12 protein-coding genes and 4 tRNA genes are annotated in these 12,068 nt (G+C 58.6%); 6 read left to right on the forward strand and 10 right to left on the reverse strand.

What is annotated here, in order from left to right:
* Positions 1 to 1,031: 1,031 nt before the first annotated feature.
* Positions 1,032 to 1,107 (reverse strand) — tRNA-Ala (locus VM554_01805).
* 118 nt (positions 1,108 to 1,225) lie between these two features.
* Positions 1,226 to 2,482 (reverse strand): alanine--tRNA ligase-related protein, encoded by a 1,257-nt coding sequence (locus VM554_01810; GenBank protein HVJ07096.1) that lies wholly within the window; start codon positions 2,480 to 2,482, stop codon positions 1,226 to 1,228.
* A 160-nt stretch (positions 2,483 to 2,642) separates the two neighbouring features.
* Here VM554_01810 and VM554_01815 point away from each other — a divergent pair, with 160 nt between their 5' ends.
* Entirely contained in the window at positions 2,643 to 3,014 is a 372-nt protein-coding gene (locus VM554_01815; GenBank protein ID HVJ07097.1) for a YciI family protein, read from the forward strand.
* 121 nt (positions 3,015 to 3,135) lie between these two features.
* Here the strand turns inward: VM554_01815 and rho are convergent, their stop codons facing one another.
* Positions 3,136 to 4,386, reverse strand: a complete 1,251-nt coding sequence (rho, locus tag VM554_01820) for a transcription termination factor Rho (GenBank protein HVJ07098.1) — start codon at positions 4,384 to 4,386, stop codon at positions 3,136 to 3,138.
* A 106-nt stretch (positions 4,387 to 4,492) separates the two neighbouring features.
* Positions 4,493 to 4,711, reverse strand: a complete 219-nt coding sequence (locus VM554_01825) for a hypothetical protein (GenBank protein ID HVJ07099.1) — start codon at positions 4,709 to 4,711, stop codon at positions 4,493 to 4,495.
* Between the two features lie 792 nt (positions 4,712 to 5,503).
* Between VM554_01825 and VM554_01830 the strand changes: the two genes are divergently transcribed.
* A complete protein-coding gene (locus VM554_01830) occupies positions 5,504 to 6,691 on the forward strand; it encodes an acyl-CoA dehydrogenase (GenBank protein ID HVJ07100.1) in 1,188 nt (395 codons plus the stop codon).
* 51 nt (positions 6,692 to 6,742) lie between these two features.
* Here VM554_01830 and VM554_01835 read toward each other — a convergent pair whose 3' ends face one another.
* The gene (locus VM554_01835; GenBank protein HVJ07101.1) at positions 6,743 to 7,006 is read right to left on the reverse strand and encodes a UBP-type zinc finger domain-containing protein; all 264 of its coding nucleotides are present in this window, start codon (positions 7,004 to 7,006) and stop codon (positions 6,743 to 6,745) included.
* 156 nt (positions 7,007 to 7,162) lie between these two features.
* Between VM554_01835 and VM554_01840 the strand changes: the two genes are divergently transcribed.
* The gene (locus VM554_01840) at positions 7,163 to 7,699 is read left to right on the forward strand and encodes a DUF4236 domain-containing protein (protein ID HVJ07102.1); all 537 of its coding nucleotides are present in this window, start codon (positions 7,163 to 7,165) and stop codon (positions 7,697 to 7,699) included.
* Positions 7,700 to 7,774: 75 nt separating this feature from the next.
* On the opposite strand, the gene VM554_01845 is transcribed toward VM554_01840, so the two are convergent.
* From VM554_01845 to VM554_01860, 4 genes are all read right to left on the reverse strand, one after another.
* Positions 7,775 to 7,851 (reverse strand) — tRNA-Arg (locus VM554_01845).
* A gap of 70 nt (positions 7,852 to 7,921) precedes the next feature.
* Positions 7,922 to 8,494, reverse strand: coding sequence for a hypothetical protein (locus tag VM554_01850; protein HVJ07103.1), 573 nt, complete (start codon positions 8,492 to 8,494; stop codon positions 7,922 to 7,924).
* Positions 8,495 to 9,562: an alpha/beta fold hydrolase gene (locus VM554_01855; GenBank protein HVJ07104.1), complete on the reverse strand. Its 1,068-nt coding sequence runs from the start codon at positions 9,560 to 9,562 to the stop codon at positions 8,495 to 8,497.
* 157 nt (positions 9,563 to 9,719) lie between these two features.
* A tRNA-His gene (locus VM554_01860) sits at positions 9,720 to 9,794 on the reverse strand.
* A 74-nt stretch (positions 9,795 to 9,868) separates the two neighbouring features.
* Between VM554_01860 and VM554_01865 the strand changes: the two genes are divergently transcribed.
* From VM554_01865 to VM554_01875, 3 genes are all read left to right on the forward strand, one after another.
* On the forward strand, positions 9,869 to 10,390 hold the full coding sequence (locus VM554_01865; protein ID HVJ07105.1) for a DUF4112 domain-containing protein: 522 nt from the start codon (positions 9,869 to 9,871) through the stop codon (positions 10,388 to 10,390).
* A 120-nt stretch (positions 10,391 to 10,510) separates the two neighbouring features.
* Positions 10,511 to 10,587 (forward strand) — tRNA-Pro (locus VM554_01870).
* A gap of 139 nt (positions 10,588 to 10,726) precedes the next feature.
* Positions 10,727 to 10,855: a hypothetical protein gene (locus VM554_01875; GenBank protein HVJ07106.1), complete on the forward strand. Its 129-nt coding sequence runs from the start codon at positions 10,727 to 10,729 to the stop codon at positions 10,853 to 10,855.
* Between the two features lie 795 nt (positions 10,856 to 11,650).
* Here VM554_01875 and VM554_01880 read toward each other — a convergent pair.
* Positions 11,651 to 11,947, reverse strand: coding sequence for a hypothetical protein (locus tag VM554_01880; GenBank protein HVJ07107.1), 297 nt, complete (start codon positions 11,945 to 11,947; stop codon positions 11,651 to 11,653).
* Positions 11,948 to 12,068: the final 121 nt, after the last annotated feature.

Raw genomic sequence — 12,068 nt, forward strand, 5'->3', positions numbered from 1 at the left:
CCCGTGGCGGGCGCCGCTCGGTTACCTCAACGTTCAGAGCAAGGCCGGAGCCAACATAGAGCCGGATCCGGTGCGCGCTCCTCTGATCCTCGAAGGGTTCCAGCTGATCGATGCAGGCCAGAGCAAGGCAACTGCGCTAAAAATCATCACCGATAAGGGGCTCAGAACTGTCGGTGGGGCAGAGTTGAGCGCGCAGACATTCGACCATATTCTGGTCAACTCTCTCTATGCAGGATGGGTTACATTGCCCAGCAATCCGGAACTCGAGCCGGTCAAGGGCCAGTACCAAGCGATAGTTCCCCAGGATCTGTTCGATCGCGTTCAGGCAATTTTGACAGGCAGAAAGCCACAGCCGCCGAAGAAGAATAAAGCGTTCAATCCAGACTTTCCCTTGCGGCACATCACACACTGCGCGAACTGTGGTCGTCCGATCACTGGCGCCTTTTGCAAGGGACGGACTAAGCTGTATCCCCGCTACTGGTGCGCCAATTCAAAGTGCACCTGCCGGGTCTCTGAGACAAAGGCGGACCTCGAGACGGCCTTCATGGCGCACCTTCGCCGCCTGCGTCCCGCCCAGGACACCCTGGCGGACTTACCCACAATTGCGAAGAATATCTCCATGGCTAAACAGGATGAACTCCGGAGCGAGATGAGCCGGCTTTCCAGAGTTCTGGAGGAGCAGAAACTGGAGAAGGCCGAATTGGTCAAGATGCGCAGTCGAAAGGAACTGTCACTTGAGGAATTCGACGAGGCAAAAAAACTGAACGCAAATGAGATCCATACAACTGAGGAGGACATCCGCCGTCTTAATCGGTCTGAATCGGCATCCGAGGTGATCGCGAAAGCTGTTCAGCTGGTTAAGACGGATTTGGTCCAGGTGTGGAAGGCTGCCAAGCCCGAACATTTGCAAGTGGTTCAAAATTTGCTTTTCGAAGGCGGCTTGGAGTACTCGAAGAAATCTGGCTTTTTGAACCGGTCTAAATCTTCTATTTTCTATATATTAAGTTCTATCTATATCGAAAATCCAAATTTGGTGGAGCTAAGCGGGATCGAACCGCTGACCTCCTCGTTGCGAACGAGGCGCTCTCCCAGCTGAGCTATAGCCCCACGAGCGGGCGGAAACACTCCAGTGATTTTAGCAGCGCAGCGCAATTAAGCAAAGCCGGTTGCCAGGGGATTCCGCTACCGGACGAATCCTGGCACCTCTGGAACCATCCCTGCCCATCTATTGCCCGGTCCGCGCCTCCGCGGCCAGCGTGTGGAGCAGCGATTCCAGTTGCTTGCGAGGAACCTGTCCCTGCGCCATCTCCGGCGAGCCACCGCCGCGAAGCCCGAGTTGGGCAAGCTGATCCCGGAGCAGGTCGGCGCAGGAGAAGTGCAGTCCCTTGCTCGCGGCCATGACGACCGTGGCAGGCTCCTGCTGTGCGGAGCCGATCAGGGCCACGGTTCGCGGAGCGGCAGCGGCCACACGCGAGGCCAGCAGCTTGCAATAGGCTGCATCGCGATCGGCAAAGACGCGCTGCACCACACGCAGCCCATCCTGCATGGGATCTTCCACAATGAGCCTCGCTGCATGGTACTCGGAGAGTTCCTCGCGCAGCTTCTGGCGCTCCTTGGCAGAGGATTTTGCTTCGCCGAGCAGCCGTTCTACCGCTGGCGGCAACTCCGCCGCACCGACCGACAGCAGCGCGGAGGTCTTCATGAGCAGGGAGTAATCGTGGCGTGCCGCTCTGGCTGCCCGCTGGCCACATACGAACTCCACGCGTACGCCCTGGCGGACCCGCTCGGTGGATCGCAGATGAATGCCGCCGATCTGTCCGGTGGACCGCAAATGCGTGCCGCCACAGGCGTTCAGGTCATAGTGATCGATCTCGATCAGCCGCATGGTTCCCGAGCGTTCGGGCAGCTTGGGCAGACGTCCGGCGGCGAGCAGCGCCTCCGCCTGATCCCGGCTGACGGTTGTGGCGGAGATCCTCCGATCCTCGGCAATCATCGCGTTGGCTATCTGCTCGACCTTCTCCAATCCTGTCGAGGAGATGTTTTCCGCAGCCAGATCGATGGTCGAGCTCTCCTCGCCAAGGTGAAAGGAGACGGTCCGGGCCTCGAACTCCGCTGCAAAGACGGCGGAGAGCAGGTGCTGGCCGGAGTGCTGCTGCATATGGTCCAGCCGCCGGGGCCAGTCAATCACAGCTTCTACCTGCGTGCCGGATGCCAGTGGCTTCTCGGTAAAGTGCCACACTTCGCCGCTTTCATCCTCCTGAACATCGAGGACGGGCACCTCGAGGGTCGCTCCGCTGCGCGAGGCTGCGAGCAGGGTGCCGGTGTCATTGGGCTGGCCGCCGCTGGTGGGGTAAAAGGCGGTGCGATCCAGGGCCAGTTGCCAGAGGGACTGACCTGCCGTGCGGGATACCTCGCGCACATCGGTCACGCGGGCGGGAAACCGCGAGAGAAAAGAATCCGTATAGTAGAGACGCTCAACCATGCTGCCTATTATTCTAAGGCCAGTAGTTCTGCTTCCTGCCGGTATGTTTTCAGGCGGGCGGCAGATCTGGTCTCTTACGATTTGTAACAGTAGCGATTTCCTATAGAGACTTTCTATATCGATTCATGTGTCTATTTTCTGTACCGAGGAATGGTTTCCCATGCCGGAAGAGCTGTCTCAAGCAGACGAAATACCCCGCATCAAAGACGTGCCGCGCAATCTGAAGCAGTATTTTCTGGGATTGCTGGTCAAGGGCGAGCGATGGAATGACACCCAGGGAGAGCAGGCAGCGGAGTTGATGCCGCAACATCTGGCTTTTCTCCGCCAGCAGTTGGAGGCGCAGCGGTACCTCGTCGCTGGCCCGGTGCTGGACGAGGGGCGGCTGGCCGGAATGATGATCATCGACGCAAAGACTGCGCAGGACGCCCTTGCGCTTGCCAGTCTCGATCCTGCCGTGAAGGCTGGACGGCTGGCGGTCGAGATCTATCCAACGTTTTTGCCCGCTCTGGACAGCGTTCACGCCGAATACTGACGGGCAGGAGCGCAGGGAAGCGCTGTCAGCGAATAAGCCGCAAGCAAAAAAGCGGCCCGCGGAGGAGCTACGACTCCGCGGACCGCTCTTTGCTGTTTTTCAAACTGCCGGTAATTTTTAGCTAGATGGAGCTCATATTCAGCAAAAACTCCGCGTTGTTGCGGGTCTTTGCCAGCTTGTCGACGAGCAGCTCCATTGCCTCGACGGGAGACAGCGGATTGAGAACCTTGCGCAGAACCCAGATGCGCTGCAGGTCTTCCTTGGGAATCAGCAACTCCTCCTTACGGGTTCCGGAGCGCTGAATATCGATGGCAGGGAAGACACGCTTGTCCACAAGCTTGCGGTCCAGAATGACTTCCATGTTGCCGGTGCCCTTGAACTCTTCGAAGATGACCTCATCCATGCGCGATCCGGTATCGACGAGCGCAGTGGCGATGATGGTAAGCGAGCCGCCCTCCTCAATGTTGCGCGCCGCACCGAAGAAGCGCTTCGGCCGCTGCAGCGCATTGGAGTCGACGCCGCCTGAGAGCACCTTGCCCGAGGGCGGAACGATCGTGTTGTAGGCACGGGCCAGACGGGTGATGGAGTCCAGCAGGATGACGACATCGCGCTTGTGCTCGACCAGCCGTTTCGCCTTTTCGATCACCATTTCGGCCACCTGTACGTGGCGTGCCGCTGGTTCGTCAAAGGTGGAGCTGATGACCTCACCCTTTACCGAACGCTGCATGTCGGTCACTTCTTCAGGACGCTCATCGATCAGCAGAACGATCAGCGCTACTTCCGGGTGATTCGATGTGACGGAGTTGGCGATGGATTGCAGCAGCATCGTTTTACCGGTGCGGGGAGGGGCTACAATCAGGCCGCGCTGGCCCTTGCCTACCGGGGTAAGCAGGTCCATGACCCGGCCGCTGATGCCTTCGCGGACGGTCTCCATCTTGATCCGCTCTTCGGGGTACAGCGGGGTGAGATTGTCGAAGAGGATCTTGTTGCGGGTCTCCTCGGGAGACTCGAAGTTGATAGCCTCGATCTTGACGAGCGCGAAGTATTTTTCACCCTCATGCGGCGGGCGGACGTTGCCGCTGACGGTATCACCGGTCTTGAGATCGAATTTGCGAATCTGCGAGGGCGAGACGTAAATATCGTCGGGTCCGGGCAGATAGTTGTAGTCCGGCGAGCGGAGAAAACCGTATCCATCCGGCAGGATTTCCAGTACACCCTCGGCGAAAATGTGTCCTTCTTTTTCGCTTTGCGCCTGAAGGATCTTGAAGATGAGGTCTTGCTTCCGGAGGCCGCTGGCGCCGGGAATCTCCAGCGTGCGCGCGATGCGGCTCAGTTCCGTGATGTTCTTTTCTTTGAGTTCAGAGATGGTCATTGTCACCTGCGGTGGGTAGCTTTGGAGGGGGTTGCCGGGAAGGAATCGAGCCGTTATGAGCAGGACTTCGTAAGGTTAGAAGTGAAAGGGTGAAGCAGGGCCGCGCTTAAGCTGCGCGGCGCTGCTGAATCTGAGAAGCATCCTGCATTTCTCCGAGAGAAGAGGCAGGGCTGTCGTGGTGGAAGCGGATCAGAACATCATTGGTCGTGTCCTGCACCCGGGTGTTGGGCTTGTGCAGCTTGCGCGTTGCTTTGGAAGCAAGCTGGCACAGCTGATAGCGATTTGTTACATGGGCAAGAGCCCCAAAAATCAGATCAGAACGCATCTGGAATCTCCTTCATGCTTGACCGTCCCGTTTTTTTCGGGAGACAACCGGGGCACAGAAGCCATACGTTGCAAGTTCGGTCGGTGTCGTTTGTTTTTAGACGCTCGAAGATGGCATCTTGTTCAAACTTTTTTTCAATATTTCTGAGCCTGAGCACCTGATATCGCGCTTCTATTCATGCGCGGTTTCCTCGCGCTTGCGTATATGCCTCACAGTAAGCGATAGCAGGGTATTGATCCACGCTCCACAGAACTATGGAAAACACAGACTTTCATCCGGGATTTCCTTGATGGAGTTCAACTGGAGTGGGACTAGAACGGCGCATTCGGAGCGGCAGCTGCCGACTCCGCGTAAAGCCGCGCTTTGCATTCGGCAGGATCGAAGGTAAATAGGTTTGCGCCATGGGTCAACCCTTTTTTCATCGAAAACAGGAAGCGGTTTTCCACAGCGGAACCCGGCTGCCTTATCGTAAGTTGCAGATGATAAGTAACTTATACTGATAAATCCACAGCTTTTCCGGGAAAAAGTTATCCCGAAATTTTTCCCTCTGCATCCGAACCATACAAGATACTGCCTCTTTTCGATGCATTTGCAATCGAAAACGGTCCGGCTATTTCTCCCCGACCCTCTCTTCCAGGTTTCCTCCCCCGATTCCTCCTTGATTCCTCCTTCGGAAACGCACCTTCCTTGCGCCGGGCGCAGCCCTGATCCTGCAACTGGCAGGGGCTCTCTTACGGTGCTAAACTCTGACCGTTTTGTAGGCGCGCTCTTGCAGCCCGCGAGGATTTCAGTATGTCGAATGCAGAGACCGAGTCAGTGCCGATGCCGGCGCCTCTTACCAGGCTGACCGAGGATGAGGAACTCTTCCGCGATACGGTGCGTCAGTTTGCCCAGCAGAGCATCGCTCCACTGGTTTCGCAGATGGATGAAGAACAGCATTTTGCCGAGGGCCTGATTCCGCAGCTCTTCAACCTGGGGCTGATGGGGATCGAGATTCCGGTCGGCTATGGAGGCTCCGGGGGGAGTTTTTTTGAGGCAATTCTGGCGGTGGAGCAGATCTCCACCGTCGATCCGTCGGTCGGCGTGCTGGTGGACGTGCAGAACACCCTCTGCATCAATGCGCTGTTGCGCTGGGGCACGGAGGAGCAGAAGAAGCTCTACCTGCCGCGGCTGGCCGCCGATATGATCGGGGCCTACGCGCTCAGTGAAGCTGCGTCTGGCTCGGACGCATTCGCCCTGCAGACGCGCGCCGAAAAACGCGGGGATTTTTACCTGCTCAACGGCCAGAAGCTATGGATCACCAATGCCCGGGAGGCAGGCGTCTTCATCATCTTTGCCACGCTGGATGCGGCAGCCGGCTACAAGGGAATTACCGCGTTCCTGGTGGATAGGAACTCTCCTGGATTCTCCGTGGGCAAGAAGGAGAACAAGCTCGGCATCCGCGCGTCTTCTACCTGCGAGCTGATTCTGGAGGATTGCCGGGTGCCCGCGAACCGGCTTCTCGGCGAACCCGGTAAGGGCTACAAGATAGCGATTGAGACGCTGAACGAAGGGCGCATCGGTATTGGCGCGCAAATGCTGGGCCTGGCAAGCGGCGCATGGAGTCACGCAAAGGAGTATTCCAAGGAACGCAAACAGTTCGGCAGGGCGATCGGCGAATTTCAGGCAGTGCAGTTCGCCATTGCGGAGATGGCCACCGAGATCGAAGCCGCCCGGCTGCTGGTCTACAACGCGGCTCGACTGAAGGATGCGCAACTGCCCTTTTTGAAAGAGGCAGCCATGGCGAAGTATTTCGCCTCGATGGTGGCCGAGCGCGTGGCCAGCCAATCCGTGGAGATCTTCGGCGGATATGGCTTCGTCAAAGATTACCCGGTGGAGAAGTACTACCGTGACGCCAAGATCGGCAAGATCTATGAAGGCACGTCAAACATGCAACTCGCCACAATCGCCAAGCTGGTGTTGACGGAAGGGCAGAGCTAGCAGGTTTTCGCGTGCCCCTGCCGGGTAGCGGAAGGGGCACGCGCGGAAGGGTTAGAGCTCGATCTCCATTTCATCTACGTAGCACCAGCCCCAATCCTCGCCCGGTTCAATCGAGCGCATCAGCGGGTGGCTGGTCTTGGCAAAGTGTTTGGTGGCGTGCCGGTTCTTTGAAGAATCGCAGCAGCCGACATGCCCGCAGATCAGGCACATCCGCAAATGAACCCACGTGTCCCCCATCTTGAGGCATTCTTCACAGCCATTCGTCCTGGGGGAGACATCACGAATTTCATCCAGATGAGTGCATAGTTTTTGCATGACCGGTTGGATGCATAGACTTGCCGCCGCGCACGAAAAAATAAGGACCGTGGAAAGGGGAGGCTGCGGGATTGCCCGGTCTAAATACTCTTGCTGCTAAATACACTTAACGTCTCTCGCCCGCTCCGGGCGTGAGTGCAGTAGACTGGGCAGCACATGGGTTGGGGATTCCGTCGCAGTTTGAAATTCGGACCGCTCAAGCTGAACTTCTCGAAGTCCGGCATAGGGTACTCGGTTGGTGGCCGTGGCTTTCGCGTGGGCCAGGATGCGCGGGGCAGGTCGTACACGTCGGCCTCCATTCCCGGTACGGGCCTCTACAGCAGGCAATATTCCGGCAAGGGCAAGCCACCGCGGGAGAACAGCGCCGCCAACGTGGATGCGGGCTCTGGCGCGGATTCCCAGCCGCGCTCAGGGAATGGCGGGATGCTGTTTCTGATGTTTGTTGCCGGCGGTCTGCTGGTGCTGCTGCTCACCCACATCTTTTCTCCCAGGCCCACTGCTCCGCCAGCCACGCCACCGGCGGCGGTAGCTGCGCCAGTAGCGCCGCCCCCAGCTATCCCGGTGAAACGGCACACTCATGGTTCCAGGCGAACCAGCGCGCAAGGGGCTCGCCATCGTTCCGTAAAGCGGGTCAGCCATATACAGCAGACCCAGGCTCCCCTAACCTCCGACGCGCCTCCACCAGCCAATTAGAGCGGCTGGAGTGGGTCTGGAGTAGGCGATGCGGCACTCCCAAAGCAGGGAATTGTTTAGCGGATTGATTTGAAGTGGTAGGCGAGGCGGGGATCGAACCCACAACCCCCGGCTTAGAAGGCCGGTGCTCTATCCAATTGAGCTACTCGCCCGTGTGATGCTCGGTGAGGCTATTGTAACCAAGAGTTGGTTGCCAATGCTCTTCCCATCCACAGCCAGTCCTCAGGCTGCGCGGATCAGCACCGGAACTCCTGCGGCAAGTGCCATCTCCCAGTTGTGCAGGGCGGCTTTCTCGTCCCGGCCGCAGCCGGTCAAGTAGAACGTGGCCGCAAAGCCATCGCGGTCTTTGCCATCATCTCCGTGGGAGATGAGTTGCCGCAGGATAAGGTCTGCGCGGGCAAAGCGGGTGGGAACGGCCTGCAAGGCCGCTGTGACGTTGCGCAACCACTCCTCCTGCTGGGAGAAGGGAGCGAAGGCCAGCTCGTTTCTCCGCACCAGGTCGATGTAGCAGGTGAGGCCGATCTTTGTATCCTCGACGGTCGATTCCATCTCCATCCAGTCGAGATCTCCTTCGCCGACCTGCCACACGTCGCACTTCGAGGTGAAGATCCGGGAGGATGGCGCATTCAAATCCATCAGGGCCTGGCACAGCACCGGATAAGACTGCGCCTCCGGCAGCGTGGCAGCGTCTTCGGGGTGGCTGCGAAGATCGCAGAAGCGGCGCCCTTCCGCTGCCCAGGGAACAACGATGCGGGGCAGATCCTCACCGATTTCGACGGACCAGTCTGCTTCCATTCAGAGAGCCTCGTTTTGAATATCGCAGGTTTCCAGCAGGAAGCCGAGCAGGGTTTTCTCGGCCCAGTAGCCATCGTAGCCCTCGGCGGGCGCAAGAAAAGCGCAATGACCGCCATGCTCCGTTTCCACCAGGGTGACGTTCGGGTTGGCCAGCAGGGCGGCGCGCGTCTCCGGCAGCATGCGGATGAAGGGATCGTCGAGGGAGTGCAGCACCAGGGTCGGCACGGCGATGCCCTCCACAACGCGCGAACTGGCGGCACGGTAGTAGTAGTCCGCGGCACTTTCAAAGCCGGAATAATATGCCGTGACGCGCTCGTCGAAATCCCACAGAGATCGAACCCCGCTGAGCCTGTCGAGGGAGTAGATCTGCGGAAAGAGGCTGGCCTTGTGGCGAAAGCGTTTCAGCAGGGCGAGCAGAAATCTCCATTCGTACACACGATTGGGCGGCAGGTGCATCGCAGCGGCGGAGGCTGCCAGATCCATGGCTGGCGAGACGCCGACGACGGCTTTTAACTGAGGAATGCCGAGGCCGCGCTCTCCGGCCAGCTTCAGCACTAGATTTCCGCCCATGGAATAGCCGATAATCGCCACCGCGCTGAGCCCATGCTGAGCGACGACGTGCTCCACGACCGCACCTACGTCGCCGGAAAGACCGGAGTGGTAGAGGGTTGGCGAGAGGTGATCGTTGCCGCCGCAGTTGCGCATGTTCATGCGGACGATGTTGCATCCCGCAGCCCAGGCACGGCCCGCGTTGCCGATGACGTACTGCGAACTGGAAGAGCCCTCCAGCCCATGCACCAGCACCACCGTCAGCCGCCGCGAGCGGACCTCCTCCGGCTGCCAGTGGCAATGGCACAATACCTGGCTGCGGGTGGCTGCATCTACCTCGACGTAGAGGCTCTCCGCAGGCGGCAGATTGAATTCACGGGGGAGAAAATTTCCGGCAATCGTCTGCAGATGCCCATTCGACAGGAAGCGGCGGGGCACAAACTCCTGCAGCCACGTCAGCGCAGGCGTTACAGGCAATGCCGCGTCTTCGCTCTGGTTTTCGTCGGGGGTACTTTTCATCGGGTGGCTTGAGCCGGAAGGAGTGGATTGCATCTGAGGGAGAGGCTCCGTGTCACGCGAAACACCTCAACCGAGGCGGGCAGCAAGGAGGATTGCATGGCGCTCCGCGCTTAACTGAGACAAAGCTGACACGCGCAGTTTCTAAGCTGTTGCGTTTTGGGGCGGCTAGTGGGGGTCGAACCCACGACATCCGGTGCCACAGACCGGCGTTCTGCCACTGAACTATAGCCGCCACATATAGACTTAGATTACAGCATCCCCGCCCGGCATGCCAGTGCTGGCGGCAGGATACTCGTGGTGAATTTCATGCCCAGACCGCAACAACCCGAAATTCTTCCTCCAGGCCCCAAGGAAATCGCTCCACGCGTGAAGCGGGGCAGCGGCATCTTTGCGGATGAAAACCTCGACCTGCTGGCGCATGTGCTGGATGACTGGTTTCGGATTCCCGGCACGTCCATTCGCTTTGGACTCGACGGAATCATCGGCCTGGTCCCGGGGCTGGGAGACGTCATCGCCGGTCTGGCATCCTGCATCATCATCGTCGCCGCCTGGTTCCGCGGTATTCCTTACATAGGACTGTTGCGGATGGTGGTCAATCTTGGGCTGGATGTGATCCTCGGCGCCATCCCGTTTCTGGGAGACGCCTTTGATATTGCCTGGAAGGCGAACCGCAGAAACTATGCGCTACTGATCCGGCATCTGCAGGAGCCGCGACGCCACACCTGGCGCGACTGGGTATTCCTGGGATTCATCGGAGTGCTTCTGGCCGCAATCTTCCTGGCGCCTCTGGTAGTGATTCTGCTGCTTGTGCTCTGGCTGCGGCACTAGCCGGATTCGAGAACTGCGAAGGCACTTGAGCGGCAAAGACCGCAGGATGAGGTGGACTTGCGTTCCCATCTCCAGGATAGGGTCCAGGATAGGCCCGGCCTGCGATACAATCTTGGAAGTCGGGGCGTAGCGCAGTCTGGTAGCGCATCTGCTTTGGGAGCAGAGGGTCGGGGGTTCGAATCCCTCCGCCCCGACCAGTCGGATCTCCCACACAAAACCACCCATCCCATCCATCCAGCTTCCCCAATCAGATTTCGAGTGATCAACAGTGGGGGTTTCTGCCCGGCTACGGCAGACGGGCTCGATCTCTTTACACTGGAGATAAAGGAGAGGCTTATGAGCGATGGCCGCGAGGAGCGCGAAGAGCGGGAGAAGCGCCGCGAGCTGGAAAAGCGCGAGAACCGCGAGGATCGAATCAACCGTGACGACGTAGATAGGTGGGAGCCGGAGCGGGGCGATTCCTGAGATGTCAGGATGCTGTCGGGAGGGGTACGGCTCGCGAGGGCTGGCAAACCTGCGGTCAAGCAGCAAGCCTAACCGAATCAGATAGATCCGAAGACTGTTGATCCGAAGCTTTCGGCTATCCGCGGCCCAGGCGCGCGGCCCACTGGCGTTCGACCGGATAGAGACGATGCTCCAGAAGGACCCCCACGAGAAACGGCGCAACGATCGCCACGATTATCGCTGCCCAATCCAATATCGATAGGAACATATTCCCCCCAACTCGGCACTCGAGAACCGTCAGAAAGATTTCGCTTCCAAAACAAGGCATTCTTCCTTCCAAATGCCACGCTGCATTGTGGAAGAATGCACTGATTTTGACGAAAGCGCACTAAAAAAGTTGTACGGCAGAGTTTGGGGTATCAAAAAAGCTAAGCGGTCAGATTAAGAGGGTTTTCCGCTCGCGTGTTTTTCTCTAACATCCTGATTCCACAGCGCCAGCACTTTTTCCGGACAATTGTGCTCCGATTCGATTTCGGCTAACTCGGCCTCGGTCGGAACCGCGGAACCTACTGTCATAAAGCAGTACAGGCAGCGGGTATTATAGGTGCCATTTTCATTCTGGGTACGGCTGTACATTCTACAGATGTTACGGACTATACGACATCTCGCGGTGTGATCTGGATCACTCAAATAAGTGATTAGGCGTTACTCTCTCGTGGGATCGTTGATCGGTGGGGAGGTATACAGAAAAGCCAGATGGAAGGGAACGGCGCGGCTGGTGTATGCAGCCGCGCCGGTTGTATGCCTTGGCTGAGGTTAGGGTTGGGGTGCGGGTTCGGGTTGGGGCGTGGTGCTCTGTTCTACCTTTTCCGCCCCGCGTCTGGTGGCCCCGGCAGTCTTGTGCGCGGCTTTACGTGCGGCGCGTTTGGTCTTGTGCGCGGCATGGCGGGTGCCCTTGCTGACCGCGTGTCCGGTGTCCTGCGCTGCGCTCTTCGTCTCTGAGCCGGCAGCCTTCATATCCTGCGTGGCGGTGGTTTGTGCCGTAGCGGCAAGCGTGGCTCCCAGCAGGAGCGATCCAGCCAGAACGACGGAAGCAAAGCGATTTCGAATCATGATTTCCTCATAGTCGCGGTGTGAGAATGTGGCTCGAGAGTGAGATTCCTCCCCCGCCGCTTGAGTTGTAGCGGGGGAGGCTGATTCTCGTCTGGTGCAAAGGCAGCCTCTAGATTCGAAA

It is taken from the genome of Acidisarcina sp., from assembly GCA_035539175.1.
GTDB lineage: Bacteria > Acidobacteriota > Terriglobia > Terriglobales > Acidobacteriaceae > JANXZS01.

Coding starts and splice junctions, on each gene's coding strand:
- VM554_01810 (HVJ07096.1), bottom strand. CDS start 2,482: ATGGTTGAGCGTCTCTACTATACGGATTCTTTTCTCTCGCGGTTTCCC.
- VM554_01815 (HVJ07097.1), top strand. CDS start 2,643: ATGCCGGAAGAGCTGTCTCAAGCAGACGAAATACCCCGCATCAAAGAC.
- rho (HVJ07098.1), bottom strand. CDS start 4,386: ATGACCATCTCTGAACTCAAAGAAAAGAACATCACGGAACTGAGCCGC.
- VM554_01825 (HVJ07099.1), bottom strand. CDS start 4,711: ATGCGTTCTGATCTGATTTTTGGGGCTCTTGCCCATGTAACAAATCGC.
- VM554_01830 (HVJ07100.1), top strand. CDS start 5,504: ATGTCGAATGCAGAGACCGAGTCAGTGCCGATGCCGGCGCCTCTTACC.
- VM554_01835 (HVJ07101.1), bottom strand. CDS start 7,006: ATGCAAAAACTATGCACTCATCTGGATGAAATTCGTGATGTCTCCCCC.
- VM554_01840 (HVJ07102.1), top strand. CDS start 7,163: ATGGGTTGGGGATTCCGTCGCAGTTTGAAATTCGGACCGCTCAAGCTG.
- VM554_01850 (HVJ07103.1), bottom strand. CDS start 8,494: ATGGAAGCAGACTGGTCCGTCGAAATCGGTGAGGATCTGCCCCGCATC.
- VM554_01855 (HVJ07104.1), bottom strand. CDS start 9,562: ATGAAAAGTACCCCCGACGAAAACCAGAGCGAAGACGCGGCATTGCCT.
- VM554_01865 (HVJ07105.1), top strand. CDS start 9,869: ATGCCCAGACCGCAACAACCCGAAATTCTTCCTCCAGGCCCCAAGGAA.
- VM554_01875 (HVJ07106.1), top strand. CDS start 10,727: ATGAGCGATGGCCGCGAGGAGCGCGAAGAGCGGGAGAAGCGCCGCGAG.
- VM554_01880 (HVJ07107.1), bottom strand. CDS start 11,947: ATGATTCGAAATCGCTTTGCTTCCGTCGTTCTGGCTGGATCGCTCCTG.